Source organism: Echinicola arenosa (genome assembly GCF_014841125.1).
Classification (GTDB): Bacteria; Bacteroidota; Bacteroidia; order Cytophagales; family Cyclobacteriaceae; genus Echinicola; species Echinicola arenosa.
In genome coordinates this window covers 96307-115798 of the sequence record NZ_JACYTQ010000010.1, presented here as the reverse complement: position 1 = coordinate 115798, position 19492 = coordinate 96307, and the positions used below count along the sequence as shown (strand labels likewise).

Genomic DNA, 19492 nt, shown 5'->3' with positions numbered 1-19492 from the left:
AAAAAAAGAATCAGCAAAACAAAGACGAATTAATCTAATTTCATTTTAATGAAGAATATAATAATTGCTTTTGGGATCATTTGGGGAACAGTGTTTTTCACAAACACCATTCCTGCAATGGCCCAAAATAATCACCAATCAACGGAGGTAACAGTACATCAGCAGGAGCAGACAGGTGAAGATCAACATCAATCTGATACTGAACACGCCGGAGACCATGGTGATGCGCATGAGGCTGAGGGGTCTCATAATCTAGCGCCTGCTTGGCTTGTTATTCCTTTCGTGGTGTTACTTTTGATGATTGCAACTGGACCTTTGTTCTATGAACATTTCTGGCACCATAATTACCCTAAAGTAGCCATTAGCTTGGCAAGCATAGTTGTTCTCTATTATATATTCGCTTTACAAAATGTTCACCTTCCTATTCATGCGCTTGCTGAATATTTGCAATTTATCGCCTTGTTGGCATCTCTGTACATTGCTTCTGGGGGAATATTGATAGAAATCGACAAAAAGTCCACTCCGATGGCCAATGTCACCCTATTGATTATCGGTGCAATTGTATCTAACCTTATCGGTACCACAGGAGCCTCTATGCTTTTGGTAAGACCTTTTATCCGTCTCAACAAACATAACATTCAGGCATACCACATCATCTTCTTTATCTTTATGGTAAGTAATGTGGGTGGTTCCTTGACACCCATTGGTGACCCTCCTTTATTTCTAGGTTTCTTAAAAGGGATTCCTTTTTTCTGGACTTTAGAACACAATTGGCCTGCTTGGATAATTGCCTTGACCATCCTTTCTGTGGTGTTCTTTATCATTGACAAAAAATTTGGCAGAGCCAATGACACAGAAGAACTGGAACCAGTATCTTACACCAACAAAATATCTTTAATTGGATCCAAAAACTTCTTATGGCTGCTTGTGGTCATTATCTCGGTTTTCCTTGATCCCAATGTATTGGATTGGGTACCTGCCATTGTTTATGATGGAACCAAATTCTCTTTCTTAAGAGAAATTATCATGTTCTCTGTCGCATTTTTCTCCTATAAATTTGCCGATAAAAGAGCCATCAAGGGCAATGAATTTAACTTTGAACCTATTCGGGAAGTGGCCTTTATCTTTATAGGTATTTTCGGTACCATGATGCCGGCACTGGAGTTGGTTGGTGAATTTGCCAAATCTCCAGAGGGATCTGCACTTATTAGCCATAATTCACTTTATTGGGGGACAGGATTGCTTTCTGGCTTCTTGGACAATGCGCCTACTTACCTTAACTTCCTAGCTGCTGCTATGGCCTCCAGAGGCGCGAGAATAGGAGATGTGGAGATGGTAAGGCAGTTTGCCATGGACGGATACCATGATTCAGCTTTCCAGCTAATGGCTATTTCTATTGCCTCCGTTTTCTTCGGTGCAATGACCTATATTGGTAATGGACCAAACTTCATGGTGAAGTCCATTGCAGAACAAACAGGTATCAAGATGCCGTCTTTCTTTGGCTATATCATCAGGTTCTCCATACCGATATTGATGCCAGTACTGATTATCATTTGGCTGATATTCTTTGCTTTCTCATAAACAGAATAATATCAACTAACAAAAAGGGCTTGGTCATAATAAATTGACCAAGCCCTTTTTTATGACCAGATGACTGATTTTATCTTTTCAATTTCCCTGAAATTTCAATCTGGTTTGGGTCCAAGAACCAGACTTTCTGGTATCCTTTTACGTGATAGCTTTTTAGCAAACCAGTTTCAGCATCAACCTCTAAAACTCCTTCAGATAAGGAGTGATAGAAAAAATTGTCCTTTTCGGATTTGAATTCAATTTTTTGAACCTCTTCCTTCTCTCTGCTCGCATATTCCACTTGAATGTGCTTTACTTCGCCTTTCAGACCTTGCTTTAGCTCATGCCTTAGTACAAGGCCTTTTTCCTCAGTGTGATAAGCACTGGCATTGGCTGCTTTGTTGATATCCGACTGGATAAAAATGTCCAGCTCTTTTCGCCAACCTTCAGCATCTAATTTCACCTCAAAACTTTCCTCTTCTCCATTGATATCGGTAAGCTTCTCCACAGACATATCACTAACCCTACCAATCTGATCCGAAACAAAGTCTTTTAAAGGAAAATACTGATTGATTTGGGTCGGATTTGCCAAGGGCTGCTCTTCTCCTTGGTTACAGGAAAAAAGCAGCCCCAACATAAGTAATGAAAATTGTTTTTTCAAAAGTTTATTATTTTAACAAAACATCACCCGTCATTTCTGAAGGGATGTCAATGCCTATCATTTTTAGTATTGTAGGCGCAAGGTCACCTAGCTTACCATCATTTACTTCAAGACGGTCATTTTTATCAACCATAATGCAAGGAACTAAGTTCGTGGTATGAGCAGTATTTGGAGAACCATCCTCATTGATCATCATATCACTATTACCATGATCCGCGATTACGATTACGGTGTAGTCATTTTTCAGGGCAGTAGTTATTACTGAATTGGTACATTCATCCACCGCTTCGCAAGCTTTTACGGCTGCATCAAAAACGCCAGTATGCCCTACCATATCGGCATTCGCAAAGTTCAAGCAAACAAAATCCGGTTCCTTCTTATCCAACTCCACATTGATTTTCTTCGCAATCTCATGAGCACTCATCTCTGGCTGCAAATCATAGGTGGCCACTTTCGGAGAGCTGCATAAAATCCTTGATTCTCCTTCAAACTCTGTCTCCCTTCCTCCTGAGAAGAAAAAGGTAACGTGTGGGTATTTTTCGGTTTCAGCAATTCTTATCTGCTTTTTGCCATTATTGGCCAATACTTCACCAAGGGTGTTTTGTAAGTTGTCCTTTTCAAATATAACAGACACCCCTTTGAAGGTATCGTCATAATTTGTAAAAGTCACATAATGAAGATCCAATTTTTTCATCTTGTATTCTTCAAAATCTTCCTGGCATAGTACCTGGGTAATTTCACGGCCTCTGTCCGTACGGAAATTAAAACAGATCACTACATCTCCATCTTCGATAGTAGCTATCGCCTGTCCTTTGTCATCCACATGGACGATTGGGCGGATAAACTCATCCGTAACGCCATTGGCATAAGATTTACGGATCGAGGACAGGATGTCTTTGGACTTTTCACCCTCACCTAGCACCATCGCATCATAGGCGAGCTTTACTCTTTCCCATCTTTTGTCCCTGTCCATGGCATAATACCTACCGATGACAGAAGCAATTTTACCGGTTGAAGTTTCACAATGGTTTTGAAGTTCTTCCAAAAAGCCTAAACCGCTCTTAGGGTCTGTATCTCTACCATCGGTAAAAGCATGGATATAAGCTTCTTCAACATCATTGGCCTTTGCCGCATCACAAAGTCCTTTTAGATGTTTGATATGTGCATGTACACCTCCATCAGAAACCAATCCGATAAAATGCACCTTTTTATTGTTTTCCTTCGCCGTGGCAAAGGCTTTTTTCAAAATTGGATTATCTTTTAATTCACCTTCCTCTACTGCCTTGTTAATTTTTACCAAATCCTGATAAACCACTCTTCCAGCGCCAATATTCATATGGCCTACTTCTGAATTCCCCATTTGGCCCTCAGGAAGACCCACGGCCAGACCAGAAGCTTCCAGACGTGAATGTGGATATTTTTCAAAAAGGCTGTCGATAAATGGGGTGTTGGCTTTGTCTATAGCTGATACATCAGGGTTGGTGGCAAGACCCCAACCATCCAAAATCATTAATAAAACTTTTTTATCCATGAGGCAAATATATAGATTTTAAATACAATGATAGAAAATTCCTTTGGCTAAAGCCATAAAATCAACGAACCATTTTTTGAGGATTTAAAACGCCTTTTTTTCGGTTTTAAGCAAAAATTACCTTTTTTTGTTCACTTTAAGCATATATAAAAAGAACCACGCACTTTGGCTTAAATTTTGAGCACCAACATATGATGAAAAATTTAATTACACGAGCATTCTTTCTACTGCTTGCAGGGCTAATACTGTGCAATGTTCCCGCATGGTCACAAACCGGTGATGTCGAGGAGATTGCAATTTCCATTAAAGCCGGATCAAGTAAAGATCTTTCTGCTTTTTTTGAAAACAACGTAGAATTAAGCATCAACGGCAATGAAGGAGACTATTCCCGAAACCAAGCGGAACTGGTCATCCGAGACTTTTTCAAAAAGTTTCCGCCTTCCGACTTCGAAGTTGTCCATAAAGGAAAATCAGGAAGTCAAATCCATTATTTTATTGGCACCTATGACAGTGCAGGTATTGATTTTCGTATCCTTGTCAAATGTAAACAGGATGACAACGAGAAGAAAATTTATTCCATTGACATTAACAAAGAATAGTTAGTCAAGGCTGCAAGACCATCTATCAATTAAGTCAGAACTTCCCATCATGGTTCGGGCTGCTTTCCTGAATTTTCTTATTTTTACGCTGTGAAAGAAAACTATCTAACTCAGGAAAATTTAGAGGCCTTTATCCAAGCTGCCTTCAAGGAGGATGTGGGAGAAGGGGATCATTCTACACTCGCTGCCATTCCAAAAAATCAAACCGGAAGGGCACAATTGATCATCAAAGAGGACGGCATCGTCGCTGGCCTTCAATTGGCTGAAATGATTTTTCACTCCTATGATCAGGACTTGGAGGTCAAACTACTGATGAAGGATGGGCAAGTCGCTAAGAAAGGAGATATTGGGTTAACTGTATCTGGAAAAGCTGCCTCTATTCTTACTACAGAACGATTAGTACTTAATTGTATGCAGCGCATGAGTGGAATTGCCACCAAAACCCATCAACTCACTCAGTTAATTTCCCATACCAAAGCCAAGTTACTGGACACCAGAAAGACCACACCAAACTTTAGGATGCTGGAAAAATGGGCGGTAGCCATCGGTGGAGGAGAAAATCACCGCTTTGCGCTATATGATATGGTCATGCTCAAAGACAACCACATTGACTTTGCGGGTGGTATAGAAGCAGCCATTCTTTCCACCAAACATTACCTAAAAGAGAATTTACTGGATCTTAAAATAGAGGTAGAAACACGGAATCTTGATGAAGTAAAAGAGGTTTTGGCAGTAGGAGGGATCGATGTCATCATGCTTGATAACATGAGTTATGAAATGATGCGTGAAGCTGTAAAAATCATTGACGGCGCCGTTCCCACAGAAGCCTCAGGAGGCATCACGGAAGAAACATTAAAAAATGTTGCCGAGTGCGGTGTAGACTTCATCTCTGTAGGAGCATTGACCCATCATATCAAAAGTCTAGACATAAGCCTGAAAGCCTACTAACCTTTTTTGAACGTTGATTCAAGGTAAAAGTAAAATGGAAACTGAAAACCAATTTATTCAATGTCTGGTCATCCATAAACCCGAAGAAGGATACAGACTGAGTCATCACATACACCAAGCTTGCCTAGAAGCAAAAACCATGGAAGTGCTGCCCTCTTGGGAAGAAGCCATGCAATACCTCAAAGCAGGTAACAAGGTGGATCTGATTATGGGAAGCTATGAACTGACCGACTTACACCCTTTTGTATTTGAAAAGATGGATAAGTCTATTCCTGTAATTTTCACCTCCACCAAGCCTTTTGTGACGGAAAAGGCCTTTGCGCTCAATTGCATGGATTTTCTAAATGACAATCCTAGTGATGAACGACTATCGAAGTCTTTTGAAAAGTTCAAGCTACTTTATAGGCACAAAGTGGTACAAAGCAAACCTTCTGCCCCTTCAGAAAATTCAGAAAGCCAAAAGCAAAAGTCAAGATTTTTGGTAAAATCAGGAGAACAGCTGTTTCAGAAAACCCAAGAGGATGTAGCCTTTTTCTTGGCCGATCAAGGGCAGACTTACCTTGTCGAGGCTGAAACGGGCCACCAATACCTGATCAATAACAAATTGATGGATTTGGAAGACCAATTGGATCCGAAGCAGTTTTTCCGCATCAACCGAAGCATGATCATGAACGTCAAATCCATCGGTGCCATTAAAAAATACATCAATAACCGGTTGAAAATCACTCCCCGCATTACATTTAATGAAGAAATTATTGTAAGTAGGGAAAAAGTAAGCAAATTCAAAAAATGGGTGAACCAGTAAGATTTAAAAGTCTTACTGGTTACTTTTTCATTCCTTATTCTGCAAATTGAAGCTTCACTAAGTTGGCATAAAAACCTCCTTCTTGATCAGCCAATGTCGTATGGTCTCCTTCTTCCACAATTTCTCCGTCTTTCATCACATAGATCCTGTCCACCTTGCGAATGGTTGACAGTCTGTGAGCGATCACAATTGTGGTTCTATTTTTCATCAATTCATCCAAAGCTTCCTGAACCAAGGATTCTGACTCCGCATCCAAAGAAGAAGTAGCTTCATCCAAAATCAAAATAGAAGGGTTCTTCAAGATGGCCCTGGCAATGGCTATTCTTTGCCGCTGTCCTCCTGAAAGTTTCACACCTCTTTCCCCTACCAATGTTTCTAGACCTTCTGGAAACTTACCAATAAATTGCCAGGCATTGGCCTTTTTGGCTGCCTCGATGATTTCCTCTTCAGTAGCATCCGGCTTTGCATATGCGATATTTTCTCTGATACTTCCTCCAAATAGCAATACCTCCTGAGGGACAATGCCAATATTTGAACGGAGTTGTTTCAGGTTCCAATTTTGGATAGGCTTTCCATCAATCTTGATTTCCCCAAACTTGATGGTATAAAACTTCATCAAGAGCTGAATGATTGTAGACTTACCCGCCCCAGAATGCCCCGCCAAGGCGATCTTTTCACCAGCCCTAATAGATAGGTGAATGTGTTTGAGCACATCTGCATCTGGACGGGTCGGATAGTTAAAGCTAACATCTTTAAAGGCCACATTTCCTTCAATTTTAACATGCTGGTAGTCGGCCATGGAAGCTTCTGGTTCTTCGTCCAAAATTTCCAACACTCTTTCTGAAGAACCTATGGCTTTCTGTACTTGACCATAAATATCGCCCAGCCCCGCAATGGAGCCTCCAATGAAAGTGGTATAAAGCACAAATGAAACCAGATCACCAATACTCATGGCTCCAGTACTCACCATCATGGCACCATACCACATCACCGCTACAATTCCACCAAACAACGCAAAAATGATAAAAGAAATAAATGCTCCCCTAAATCCAGCGGCTTTGAGCGCCACCTTCACTACCCTGTTCAAACCTCGCTCATACCTAGCAGACTCATAAGCTTCTCCTGCAAATGACTTAACAGTAGTGATGGACTGCAAAGTCTCCTCCACAATCACATTGGCAGAAGCCAATTCATCTTGGGTTTCCTTGGATAGCTTTCTGATAAATTTTCCAAAGACCATGGCGATAATGACCAACACTGGAAAGGTAGCCAGCATAAACAAGGTCAGCCGTGGAGTGGTGACAAACAAGAAAACAGTACCTGCCAATAATGTGATGACCTGACGGAACAATTCTGCCAAAGTCACTGAAAAAGTATCTTGCAATAAACTCACATCCGAAGTAATCCTACTGATCAATTCACCTGTTCTTCGCTTGTCAAAAAAGCTCATGGGAAGGTTCACCAATCTGCTGTATAATGAAAGCCTAATATCTCTCATGGACTTTTCACTCACTTGAGCAAATAGCCATACCCTGAAAAATGAAAATACACTTTGGACGAACAATATTCCAATCAGCACCAAGGCGATGGAATTGATATCATTGAAAATCCATTCTTGTCCTTGAGCTGTGTCGATCAGCTTACCTGCCACATAAGGGAATCCCAACAGGGTAAGACTTGAAAACAACAAGAAAACAAGACCAACTATAAATACTCCCTTGTACGGCAAAACAAAGTTGAAGATCCCCATCAGTTTTTGAAGGTTCTTTTTGTTCAACTTCCTCTTTTCGTGTTCCTCAAGTGTTTTATTTTTCTTTGCCATGATATGGGTGAGCTACTTTTACATTTGCGGCTACAAATGTACAAGATTTGGGTTATAAATGATAACTAATGCCATTTCAAAAGGAAAGCTCCCTTTCCTTTCATTATTCTTGAATTACCTACGGCACATTACTTTTCCCGGATGAACAACCGGCCAATTCTTTTCATGATTTTTTTCTCTTTTTCCCAAAAGAATCTGAATTGCCCAAACAAAAAGCCATAAGCCAGTAATAACACCTGATAAAGCGGAAGAACCAACAGCAGATATAAAATCGTTTTCCAGAAACCCCCGGATTCCATATCTACCTTCAATAAGTCCAGAATAGGCTGTTTGATAAAAACGACAGTAAAACCGGTACAAGCAAAAGTGATCAGGACAAGCACCACTTGCCAAAGGCTGTTCAGCTGCCACTTTTCTTGTAACCTTTTAAGGTAACTTTGGTTGTTCATCGAATTATCTATTCTATCCTGTAAATTGGGTAACGCATATGGGCACGTTCCTTCCACGGTGAATGTTCATAAACCCACATCAACTGGGCAGATCCATTGTCAGCAAAATCAGGGTCCTCCGCTTTTTTCCTCTCCAACTCTTTTTTTAATGCAGGATTTTGAAATAGGTAATCTGCGGCTAAATCTTCGAAAACGTAAGCTGAATAACCTTCCTTAGCTTGGATAATTGTATCAAAATAGTTCCAGGCAAAATAACTGTCCTCGGCCTGTGGCTCTAAAACCTCCATTATGAATCCATTGGCCTCTTGGTCCATTGGAACCAACCAATCTCCAGCCCTTAATTTCAGCACCTCCTTGTTTTCCCTGACCGCTATCTTACTGTGGAGGTAATGCCCCTCATAAGGCTTTCCAAGCGTTTCGAAATCTTGAATATAATAGACTGTGGCCTCAAAGCTACTGTCAGATTTTACTTGGTGCATTTTTACTTGGTTGCGCTGTAAGTTATCAACCACATTATACCAACCTTGTGGCACAACATAAGCCTTTGGCTTGGCTATGCTTAAACTCGGAACAAACGTATCATAATAATCCACATTCGCTTGGAAAGGCTTACTTTGATCATAAAACAAACGGTCTTTTCCCGAAATCTCACTGGGTTTATAACCTGACTCATATCCCAAAAAGTCAATGGTCACTGGATTTTCTTTGACAAGCTGGTAGTTAAAATCAAAGGTTTCCTTGTCCTTGTCTGCCTCCCTGTCCTGCTCGACCGCCTGGACGATCTTGGGCGCATCCCGTTCAAAAATGGCCATGTAAGATTGAAATAGTGCGTATAAACTTTCCACTCGCTGCTGGTAAGTTTTCAGCATATGGGCTTCAGGCACATAGCTGATCGTATGAAACAATGAAGTATACCCACTGCTGTAGCGTGGCGAATCCTTAAATTGTGTCCATCCTTTTTCTGGCACATCTCCCCAAACATTCACATAAGGTACCAACGGAAAATCTCGTTCCTTCATTTGGACAAAAAGTCCCGGTGTCAAAGTTTCATACATATAGGCTCCAGCTTTACCCCCTAACATATTGTGCTGGGTCTCAATCAAAGTCATGACATGTTGATAGTCGGCACCATTGCTGGTATGGTTATCTATAAATACATGAGGCTTGAGCCAATGAAAGATTTCCTGAAAACTTGCTGAGTTTCGGGTATCTGTCTTGATAAAATCCCTGTTCAAATCATAATTCCTGGAATTTCCTCTAAATCCATGTTCCTTGGGTCCAACTTGATTTACCCTTGTGGTAGCATTTCTGTTCAAGTGCCCACCTATATTATAGACAGGAATCAATGCCAAAACCATACTTTCCGGCGTTTGTTCCTTTCCCAAAAGCACATCCCTCAAAAACATCATGGAAGCATCTATGCCCACAGGTTCACCAGGATGGATACCATTGTTCACAAAAACAACCAACCGATTCTCTTCCTTCCACTTTTGTGGGTTAAAGTCTCCCTTCTTGTCATAGATCACCAGATGCAGAGGCTTACCGCTATCTGTAGGCCCCATCTCCTTAATCTCCACTTCCTCGAAATCCTCAGCCAGCAGCTTATAGTACTGTATTATTTCTTCGTATTCTGGGGTCTCCATCCCCTTTGAGCTTTCAAACTGAGTGATGTACTTTTCTTGAGAATAAGCTTTTATTATCAAGGCCAGCAAAAAAACAATAAGGGTAAATTTCTTCATACTCGGCTGATTCTTCAATTTAACTATTATGGAAAGATAGGTATTTCGGCATAGATGTTCCAAAGGCCCTTTCAACTTATAAGCTTTTTCAAGCTCTTCTTACTCCAATAAAAAAGCCATCTGCATGTGCAGATGGCTCTACTAGTATTATAAGTTTACCATTGGAATAACTCATCATTAAGTCGCTGCAAGGCTTCGTTTTTATATTTGGTATCTACCAAGATGGAAACGTTGTTTCGGCTACCCCCGTAAGAAACCATCCTCAATGGAAAATCTACCAAGGCATCCATCACCTCTTTAACCATGCCTGTATTTTCGGCAATCATGTTTCCGGCCACGCAAATGATGGTCTGTCCATAGTCTACCTCCGTGTTTCCAAATTTCTCCAACTCTACAATAATATCCTTTAAATGGGAATCATCGTCAATGGTCACAGAAACCGCTACCTCAGAAGTTGTGATCATATCGATTGGTGTCTTGTACTTTTCAAAAATCTCAAACACCTTTCTCAAGAAACCATAAGCCAGTAGCATTCTGCTAGACTTTATCTTTACCGCAATGATGCTATCCTTGGCAGCAATGGCCTTGACTCCTTTTCCAGTTTCTTCCGCAGTGATGGTAGTTCCAGCTGCCTCAGGCTGCATGGTATTCAGCAATTTAACGGGAATATTATAGTTCTGAGCTGGCCAGATAGAGGCTGGATGAAGGATTTTAGCACCGAAATAAGCCAATTCGGCTGCCTCATCAAATGATAACTGGGCAATCGGACGAGTCTTGTCCACCACCCTAGGATCATTATTGTGCATCCCATCGATATCTGTCCAGATCTCCACTACACTGGCTTTTATTGCTGCCCCTATCAAAGAAGCGGTATAGTCACTGCCTCCTCTTTTGAGGTTGTCTACCTCATTTCGGTGATTCTTGCAAATATATCCTTGGGTAACAAAGATCGCGTCCTTATCGTAGTTCTTCAAGATAGATTTCAGACGGTCACTGATTTTGCTCAATTCAGGCTCACTGTTTTCATCAATACTCATGAATTCAAGCGCAGGCAAAAATATCGCTGGAACATCTTTTTCCTCCAATAAGGTGTAAAAGAGCTTGGTGGACATCAATTCCCCTTGAGCCAAAATATCTCTATTGATGGCTTCGTTAAAGGAGATTTTGAGAATAATGTTCAAAAACTCAAAGTGTTCTTTGATGATTTTCTCTGCTTTCTTTCTGGCTGCTTCTGTTTCCAAAAGCTCCTTGTAAAACTCCAGGTAATGCGCATGGAGGGTATCAATCCGCTCTTTCGCCAAATCCTTCTTTCCCTCTGCTAAGGCATCGCCAATACCTACCAAGGCATTAGTGGTTCCAGAAAGTGCAGAAAGCACTACTATTTTTCTCTCACCATCTCTGGTAATCAGGTCTTTTACCTGATGCATTCTTTCGGGTTTACCTACAGAGGTTCCCCCAAACTTCATGATTTTCATTTGATTAGTTGATGTATGTTAATGGTTTGTTTTTCTAGCTTGATATTAGAAACCGAGCATTTTTATGGCTGTAATGGCTGCTTCGTCCCCTTTGTTGCCATGCTTCCCTCCAGCACGGTCCATGGCTTGCTGTTGGGTGTCTGGAGTCAACACTCCAAAAATTACTGGCTTATTGTATTTCAGCCCCACATTGGTTATGCCATGAGCCACCGCATCACAGATGAAATCAAAATGTCTTGTCTCTCCCTGAATGACACATCCGAGGCATATTACCGCATCGATCTCTTCTACAGCTGCCACCCATTGTGCACCAAGCGTAAGCTCAAAAGAACCCGGGACGTTTTTCCTGTAAATGTTTTCCTTTTTCGCACCGTGAGACAAAAGTGTCTCTATAGCTCCTTCAAAAAGAGACTCTGTTACTTCATCGTTCCATTCCGAAACCACAATCCCAAATTTCTTTTCGCTAATGTCCTTTATATTTTTAGCTGAGTGCTCACTTAAGTTTTTCAGTGAAGTTGCCATTTCTAATTTTTATTAATGGTGTTCAATAATGTATAAACACAAAAAAAGTAAGACCGTTTGGCCTTACTTCTTAAAATGCTGTAAATCACAAAGCATTACTTAGATGCAAGGCCTTCTAAGCGCGCTTTATGCTTTCGTGCTAATGTAAATTCGTAAGATTCTGGATACTCGTTTTCTATAGTACCATAGGTATCAATTGCCTTTTCGATCTGCCCTGCTGCCTCATAAGCAATGGCCAACTTGTTCAGATAAATAGGCGTAAAGAACTTGTTCTCCTTATAAGAAGCAGCTTTTTCAAATGCACTGATTGCTTCGCTGTTTTGACCTAGCTCCACATAAGCATCTCCCAAAAGCGCATAAGCTTTAGCTTGTACAAAGAAGTCATCAGCTGAAAAATCTTCCAGATAATCTACTGCTTTTTGGTACTCTCCTTGGGTAAGATAAATCGATCCTGCGTAGAAGTTGGCCAGATTAGCAGAGTTGGTACCACTGTATTCATCCAAGATTTTTAAGAAGCCATCATTCACACCGTCACCGTTCAAAGCATAATCCAAGCTGTCCTGCTCAAAGTAATATACTGCTTGGAACATCTCTCCCTGCGCTTTTTTATCTTTATTGGCATTATTGAATTGGAAATAAAGAATTCCAGCAATCACCAAAATCCCAACAATGATAATTCCACCAACAGCTCGAGAGTTTTTCTTCAAGAAAGCTTCACCTTTCCCTAAACTTTCAGCAATTGCTTCAGGGTTCTCTAAAAGCTCATTGTGTTCATCATGAGCTGCTCCCTTTTTAATCTCTTTCTTAACCATTATTCTAAAATTTCAGTCGCAAATATAGATTATGTTTCATATAATAACAAAACCTACTGTTTTTTTTGAAAAACGCTGTTTTTAAAGAATTGATAATAGATGAATATTATTGTTTTTCATTCTTTTTACCCCTATTTTTTACCCTAATTAACTACTAATTTAGGAAATGATTTATACTAGGGTAGAAATAGATCCAAATTACAATAGAAAAAGTAAACCCAATAAAAAAGGGACTTATCCTATCTATGTAATGATCCGAGAACTAAGAAAAAAGACAAGCATTGCTCCCAAAATTCCCAATATCCGGATTGAAGACTTCCAAGATAGTGAAGGTAAGTGGATAAAAAAAAATGTAACGAATTACAGAGAATACAATTCAATCATCAATAAAGTAAAAAGTCAGATTGATATTTACCTTGCTAACTGTAGCCTGAACGGAACGGTAATCACAGTAAAGTCAGTGAAAGATTGGTATGAAAAGAACTATTCTCATGAGGGGAAAAAAGTACAGTCTCAAGAACAAACATTTGAAATGTTCTTTGATCACTTTATTAGTAGCAAAAGGGGAAATAAAGTGAACTATCAATCTGCACTGAATAAAGTAAAAGAATACAATCCAAATGTAAGCTTCAATGAAATGACCAGGGCATATTTTACTGGATTAGCTTCCTTCCTGGACAATCCAGAAAATAATATGATGGCTGGAAGTACCGCCAAGGAATATTTCAACAAGGTTAAAGTGGTGTATAATGAATGGTGCCGTGAATTAGACAAACCATTTAATAGTAGGCTTTTTGAAAAGATTCAATTTAGTGATGCCAAGAAGAGAAAGAAATATGCATTGACCAAAGAGCAGTTAATTGCCCTAGAAAACATGAAATTTGGAGATGGTAAAAGAGAAAAACACAGGGAGGAAATTAGGGACCTATTCCTTTTCCTTTGCTACACCAGTAGGAGCTACAAGGAAATTGCCAATTTAACATGTGAAGACAACCTCTATTTTGAAGGTGAAGACAAAAGTTATGCTGTTATAGTAGGTAATCGCACAAAAGAGGGTAGGGGTCGATTTGAAAACCCCTTATATCCTAGGATTGTTAGAAAGATTTTTGATAAATACCACCCTGAATATAAAGGGAAACTTTTCCCAAACATAACCTATAACCATTCAAACCCATCAGTTTCAATATCAAGAAATTTAGAGGTGATCAGTAATCGATTGGAATTGGAGTTCAATTTAAATCAAAGAATTGCTAGATACACCTTTAAAAGTACTGTAGCCAACCAATATCCACATCAAATAACACAAAGAATGATGGGTCATAAGAAGATCCAGACACAACAAGAATATAGTGTGGCTAATAATGATATGTTCAGAACACTTAAGGACTTGTTGAAAGAGGATTGATGTTATTTATTACTTTTGTTTCAATAACTACGCGTAAACTCTATGGCTAAGGAAAAAAAATTAAGTATAAAACATTTTTATGGAGAAGATTTAAAAAAGATTAAAAAGAACCCCATAAACTTGTCCCCATTATATGTTCAAATAACTTATAATCGAAAACCAGTAAAACTAAAAAGTTTTAGTTGGACGGCTTCTGAAAACTTAATTAGAATAGAAGAATCTTCTGGGGTTAAATTAGGTATAGCTGTTAAATCAGCGATATTGAACAATAACATTTCTTATGATGGTCATATCAAAAGAGATCTATGGATTATAAATGAATCAAAAACATTGCATGACAAATTCTATTCTACGGAATTTGATATTTCATTTTTTAGTTCTGAGGTTTTTCATAAAGTAATAACTCCGTGTCACGAGTTTGTTTATCAAGATATAAAGGATCAATTATTGGATTATTTTTCAAAACAAGGTAGTTCAACCAGTACCGTTTTTGTAGAGTCACTTCCCCCAAAAGCAGTTTACTTGTTCTTATCAACGATGCGTGAAAACTCATCCGAATTATTTAATGATATAATTAAACACAAGGATTTAGATTTACTTTACTCATTATCAACCTCTTTTGAATTTCATTCTTCTTTTAATGACAATTTTCTTTTTCTATTTGACATTTATAACGAACAAAAAATAAACTCTTTATTCCCGTTATCACCCAAAAGTGATAAAAAGAATAAGAGGGATAAGGTTTTTAAGATGTTTGAAGGCAAAATAGAGGCCATTTTTCAAAATAAATGAATATATATGAATTCATTTGTTAGCAACATTTTGAAATAATGCTAACATTTTATTTATTTGTTAGTAATAATAATCAAAACATACTAACAAATGGAAAATTTAGATAAAACACTTTTAATTATCGATCCTAAGAGCTTATCAAACAAATTCAGGATCATTGAAGACAAATTAGATCAATTATTATCAAAGGAATCCTCCTTTAAAGAACAAGACTTAGTGGAATATATAACTGCTAAAAAATTCATGGAGTTGGTGGATATGAAGAGTTATAACACCCTCTATAAATTTTTTGATAGGGGCATGCAGCATAAAAAGATAATGGGCAAATATTACATCCACAAAAATGAAATCAAAAAATATTTTGCTGGTGAGTTTAATTCCCAAAAGTAAAAAGGAGAGAACCCGCATTCTCTCCTTCAAAGTTTTTTAAGATATTTTAACACCTAAATATGAACAATAATATCAATAAAGACAAGACTGTCAATTCCGATTTAATGGATGGCATCAGAACAGACATTGACAACCTGAATCATGAATGGAGTTATTCATGGCCCGAAGAAATTGAAGCTGCCAACAATTTTAATGAACCTCATTTAAAATGGGAAATTAATAAATACAAACATCTCATATTTAATAATTGTATTTACCATGCTGTTTATGATTTTAAGGAAAAAATAATTTCATTAAAAAAAATCTCAAACTTCCATATAAATCCACTTTACTTAGTTCCTGGAACTGAAAACGGTAAAAGGATAGTAGAATTACAGAATGAAAATTCATACCAAAAAATAATTTCAATCCCGGCTAAATCCTTAGTCTACCTTAATGAATTTAAAACCTATTGTGAACCCCAAGGAAATTTTCTTTTTGAGGGGAATGCCTCCCAATATATAAACACAAAAAAGAGAATTTATGACAACACTAAAAATGTTCGTGAAATTGAAGTTTTGGGCTGGCAGAAAGAGGGATTTTACGCTTTTGCCAATGGTATCATTAAAAATGGCATCTTTCACCCTACCAATGAACATGGTCTTTGCCGAGACCCCGACAAAGTTGAAGAAACTTTATACCTCATTCCAGCTTTATCTCCCATGTATAATAATGATTCAAGTTATGAAGTAGATAGAACTATCAAATATTTGAAACATGAGTATATAACATTTAAGGAGTGGATTATCCAATTCTATAAGGTCTTTGGAGATAATGGCATCTTAAGCTCTTGTTTTTATATTTCCTGTCTATTTCGAGATATCATTTATAAGGAACTTAAATATTTTCCTCACTTATTTCATTTTGGAGAAAGTGGCACTGGAAAGTCTACAATTTGCTGGAGTATACAGTATATGTTTGGCGAGAGGAGAAACCCATATAACCTTGATTCTGGAACAGATGTTAGTTTCCATCGAACATTTGCGCAATTCAGAAATGGAGTTGTTTGGTTTGATGAATATTCAAATTCCATTGACCCCAAAAGAGGAAGAGGTATAAAAGGAGCATATGATGGATCCAATCATTCAAAGGCAGATACTTCAATAAAAGATCAATCAAACAATCGGACGGCAAGAACTCCAGTATACTCAGGCTGTAATATTTCAGGCCAAGAAAGACCAACGATGGATATAGCGATATTTAATAGGTGCATCCTACTGACATATACTAAAACCATATATAGTCCAGAAGAGCAATTCCAGCTCTCTAAACTTCAGAAAATGGAGAAAGAGGGATTAAGCCATATAACTGCACACATTACAAAATATAGAAATAAAATTAACCAAGAATACTTTCTGACATTCGAATCAGTAAGGAAGGATATTAATGGTATACTGAAAGATGATCCACACATTAAATCCCGAATTATTAATAATATGGTGACCATCCTAACTACATGGAAAATATTAAGTAAAGAGTTAAAATGGCCTTTTGATTGGGAAAAAGTTCTTTCAGTAGCAGCCAAAAATGTTAGAGATCAAAATAACTTTATTGCCAAATCAAATGAAACCAATGCATTCTGGGAAGAGGTTGAATACTTAATTTCTGAGAATGAGCTAACTGAAAAGGGTGATTTTAAAATCGAATATCATAGAAAATTAAAGATATTAGAAAACAGAAGATCTGTCGATAAGGATTTTGGAGGGTTAAAAAAGATATTATTTATTCGCTTGAATAATGCCTACCACAAATACCTCGAAGGTCGGAGAAGAAAAGGAGAAAGACCGGGACTGGACAAGGGCTCGCTTATCCATTATTTAGAAAATACACATGCATACATTGGTCAAATCAAGTCAACTTCATTTTACAAGGACAACAGAAGAATTGTTACTAGCGCATTTCTTTTTGACTGTAAGATATTGGAAGAATCCGGTCTTAAACTCGATATGAAGGAAGATTACCCTGAAGAAAATAACAGTACACTCAACAACATTCAATCCTCAGAAAAATTGGGGTCTTTCCATGAAGATTAAGTTTCCGTATTAAACTCTATTATAAGAAAACCTAAATATTCAATCCTACCTGTCCTACAATAACTATAATAAGGCTAATAGAAGAAGAGAACTATCTTTTATTAGTATTAGTCGTAGGACAAGGTAGGAATTGCTTATCAATTTGTAGGATAATGTAGGACAGCACTTAATAATTTATATAAAAATGTCCTACAAAAATAAAGTTGTCCTACACTACGAATCACAGAAAAACAGGCCTAAACAGGCCTATGGCTTATTTTTTTTAATGTTGGACATGTAGGACTACTTTTCAGCAATTTCCACTAGTAATCGCTTTTAAAATCATACTAAGCATTCTTTGAATTGGGGTCCTTAAATTTAGCAACCATTCGACTATGAACTAAAATCTTATGGGTGAATAACTTATTCATTTATACATCCATACATAATTAAATTAATCATAAATAATCTATTCACTTATAAATGAATAGGACTGGTTGTATAACTTTTCCCCAAAAGCAATAATTACAGCCTTATTTAATAAACCAGTTTTGATTCTTGTTTTTCCTTTTGACTGGAGTTTCCTGGAATTTCAGGCCTCTTTCTAAAGCAAATTCCTTTACCTTTTTCTTCCAGGCGCCCTTTATAATTTGCCAGCTCTGCTCCATGTTCACTATTTTACAGTCTGGCACTGACCTTATTTGGTTACTTTTGATCCTCTCTAAGCTTGCTCTGTTAAAATCGGCAAGGATGGATAAGTCTTTTGATAAAACTGCTTTCTCTCCACCGTTTGATGGAGACATTTGATCAAATATATTTGGTTCAGAACCAACATTGATTTTTTGATATTCCATCAACAGGTCATAGTAGTGCCTCAACGGCTTTATTTCAGTTAATAAATGAAGATCATAAAAATCCTTTCTAACACCTCTTCCAACAACTGACAACAACTTCAAAGCCCCAATATCATCTATTTTGATAAACCTAACTCCGCCTACCATGTCAGGGGCATAAAGGTTTTTGAGATTCTGGATTATCTCAACTTGAATGACCTCGGGCTTTTGAGATTGACTTTTATTAACCGGTACAGTTGCACTGATAAAAGATAAAGAATCATGTTGAGCATTGTTAAGCTCTACCTTTACACCATCTAGATTTGATTCGAGTTCAGTCTTAATTATCATCATGGCTTCAGCTCCTACAACTCCCTGGGCAAATAGGTCAACATCCAAAGAAATTCTATGATTATACCTTAGAGCCAGACTGGTACCTCCTCCTAAATTAAATTGCTTCAAGGAAGGCAAATCCATCAATGTTTTAATCAATCGATAATGTTCTTTTGAAACGGCTTCCATGATTATTACAATTCAATATTAGGATCGTATCTCAAAAATTGCTTTGGCTTAAGACGATATTTTTTTGCTAAAAATTTGATCTTTTCATTTCCAAAAACCTGAGAACTATTCTTACAAAAATATTGAATGGCTTCAAGCGAATAAAGCTGTTCCAAATTATCTAAACAATCAAACAATAGCCCTTTATCAAGCACCCTTGGGATTATAAAATCAATTTCATCACGATAATCTAAGCGATCAACGTCCACGTCCCAAAAAATGCTTTTGGGGAAGAAGTCTGTTAGGATGACATTGTTTATCGCGTTACCCATTCAACTAATATAAGAAACAATATAATCAAAACTCCTAGGCACAGGATCCATACTTTTAGATTTCATGTATAATGGGTTAATCAAAAAGCAAAGAAAAGGTCTATTAGAATACCCTTTATACATCCAGTTTCGGGCACCTCTTGACAACCTGAAAAGAAGAAAATAGTAATCAATACAAAAAGAATATTTTTTGATTTTTTCATAGCTAATAAAAATTTAAATAAGGACTTTCTACATATACGTGAAATATTTTTAG

The 19492-nt window shown here is 37.8% G+C and carries 18 protein-coding genes; 8 read left to right on the top strand and 10 right to left on the bottom strand.

The genetic code is table 11. From position 1 onward, the window contains the following. Window positions 1-48: 48 nt before the first annotated feature. On the top strand, window positions 49-1581 hold the full coding sequence (locus IFO69_RS20280) for a sodium:proton antiporter (protein WP_192011976.1): 1533 nt from the start codon (window positions 49-51) through the stop codon (window positions 1579-1581). 79 nt (window positions 1582-1660) lie between these two features. Here the strand turns inward: IFO69_RS20280 and IFO69_RS20275 are convergent, their stop codons facing one another. Both IFO69_RS20275 and gpmI read right to left on the bottom strand, forming a co-directional pair. Beyond that, on the bottom strand, window positions 1661-2230 hold the full coding sequence (locus tag IFO69_RS20275; RefSeq protein WP_225444233.1) for a hypothetical protein: 570 nt from the start codon (window positions 2228-2230) through the stop codon (window positions 1661-1663). Between the two features lie 7 nt (window positions 2231-2237). Then, window positions 2238-3761: a 2,3-bisphosphoglycerate-independent phosphoglycerate mutase gene (gene gpmI, locus IFO69_RS20270; RefSeq protein ID WP_192011975.1), complete on the bottom strand. Its 1524-nt coding sequence runs from the start codon at window positions 3759-3761 to the stop codon at window positions 2238-2240. A gap of 191 nt (window positions 3762-3952) precedes the next feature. Here gpmI and IFO69_RS20265 point away from each other — a divergent pair, with 191 nt between their 5' ends. The 3 genes from IFO69_RS20265 to IFO69_RS20255 all read left to right on the top strand — a co-directional run bounded on the left by IFO69_RS20265 (window position 3953) and on the right by IFO69_RS20255 (window position 6113). Beyond that, window positions 3953-4360: a DUF4783 domain-containing protein gene (locus IFO69_RS20265; RefSeq protein ID WP_225444232.1), complete on the top strand. Its 408-nt coding sequence runs from the start codon at window positions 3953-3955 to the stop codon at window positions 4358-4360. A gap of 90 nt (window positions 4361-4450) precedes the next feature. Next, the gene (gene nadC / locus IFO69_RS20260; protein ID WP_192011974.1) at window positions 4451-5308 is read left to right on the top strand and encodes a carboxylating nicotinate-nucleotide diphosphorylase; all 858 of its coding nucleotides are present in this window, start codon (window positions 4451-4453) and stop codon (window positions 5306-5308) included. A gap of 34 nt (window positions 5309-5342) precedes the next feature. Continuing rightward, window positions 5343-6113, top strand: a complete 771-nt coding sequence (locus IFO69_RS20255; RefSeq protein WP_192011973.1) for a LytR/AlgR family response regulator transcription factor — start codon at window positions 5343-5345, stop codon at window positions 6111-6113. 34 nt (window positions 6114-6147) lie between these two features. On the opposite strand, the gene IFO69_RS20250 is transcribed toward IFO69_RS20255, so the two are convergent. From IFO69_RS20250 to IFO69_RS20225, 6 genes are all read right to left on the bottom strand, one after another. After that, on the bottom strand, window positions 6148-7935 hold the full coding sequence (locus tag IFO69_RS20250) for an ABC transporter ATP-binding protein (protein ID WP_192011972.1): 1788 nt from the start codon (window positions 7933-7935) through the stop codon (window positions 6148-6150). Between the two features lie 128 nt (window positions 7936-8063). Continuing rightward, the gene (locus IFO69_RS20245; RefSeq protein WP_192011971.1) at window positions 8064-8384 is read right to left on the bottom strand and encodes a DUF6787 family protein; all 321 of its coding nucleotides are present in this window, start codon (window positions 8382-8384) and stop codon (window positions 8064-8066) included. A gap of 8 nt (window positions 8385-8392) precedes the next feature. Further along, window positions 8393-10123, bottom strand: coding sequence for a M14 family zinc carboxypeptidase (locus IFO69_RS20240; RefSeq protein ID WP_192011970.1), 1731 nt, complete (start codon window positions 10121-10123; stop codon window positions 8393-8395). A 155-nt stretch (window positions 10124-10278) separates the two neighbouring features. Next, on the bottom strand, window positions 10279-11598 hold the full coding sequence (locus tag IFO69_RS20235) for an aspartate kinase (protein WP_192011969.1): 1320 nt from the start codon (window positions 11596-11598) through the stop codon (window positions 10279-10281). A gap of 45 nt (window positions 11599-11643) precedes the next feature. Next, window positions 11644-12120: a 6,7-dimethyl-8-ribityllumazine synthase gene (ribH, locus tag IFO69_RS20230; protein ID WP_192011968.1), complete on the bottom strand. Its 477-nt coding sequence runs from the start codon at window positions 12118-12120 to the stop codon at window positions 11644-11646. 95 nt (window positions 12121-12215) lie between these two features. After that, on the bottom strand, window positions 12216-12932 hold the full coding sequence (locus tag IFO69_RS20225; RefSeq protein ID WP_192011967.1) for a tetratricopeptide repeat protein: 717 nt from the start codon (window positions 12930-12932) through the stop codon (window positions 12216-12218). Between the two features lie 166 nt (window positions 12933-13098). On the opposite strand from IFO69_RS20225, the gene IFO69_RS20220 reads away from it, so the two are divergent. From IFO69_RS20220 to IFO69_RS20205, 4 genes are all read left to right on the top strand, one after another. Beyond that, on the top strand, window positions 13099-14337 hold the full coding sequence (locus IFO69_RS20220) for a phage integrase SAM-like domain-containing protein (protein WP_192011966.1): 1239 nt from the start codon (window positions 13099-13101) through the stop codon (window positions 14335-14337). Window positions 14338-14379: 42 nt separating this feature from the next. Beyond that, the gene (locus tag IFO69_RS20215; RefSeq protein WP_192011965.1) at window positions 14380-15129 is read left to right on the top strand and encodes a hypothetical protein; all 750 of its coding nucleotides are present in this window, start codon (window positions 14380-14382) and stop codon (window positions 15127-15129) included. Between the two features lie 90 nt (window positions 15130-15219). Further along, window positions 15220-15519 carry a hypothetical protein gene (locus tag IFO69_RS20210; RefSeq protein WP_192011964.1) on the top strand — a complete coding sequence of 100 codons (300 nt, stop codon included), beginning with the start codon at window positions 15220-15222 and terminating at the stop codon, window positions 15517-15519. A 59-nt stretch (window positions 15520-15578) separates the two neighbouring features. Next, window positions 15579-17591, top strand: coding sequence for a hypothetical protein (locus IFO69_RS20205; RefSeq protein ID WP_192011963.1), 2013 nt, complete (start codon window positions 15579-15581; stop codon window positions 17589-17591). Window positions 17592-18103: 512 nt separating this feature from the next. On the opposite strand, the gene IFO69_RS20200 is transcribed toward IFO69_RS20205, so the two are convergent. After that, the gene (locus tag IFO69_RS20200; protein ID WP_192011962.1) at window positions 18104-18925 is read right to left on the bottom strand and encodes a nucleotidyl transferase AbiEii/AbiGii toxin family protein; all 822 of its coding nucleotides are present in this window, start codon (window positions 18923-18925) and stop codon (window positions 18104-18106) included. Between the two features lie 5 nt (window positions 18926-18930). Continuing rightward, window positions 18931-19236, bottom strand: coding sequence for a DUF6922 domain-containing protein (locus IFO69_RS20195; protein ID WP_394354479.1), 306 nt, complete (start codon window positions 19234-19236; stop codon window positions 18931-18933). Between the last annotated feature and the right edge of the window lie 256 nt (window positions 19237-19492).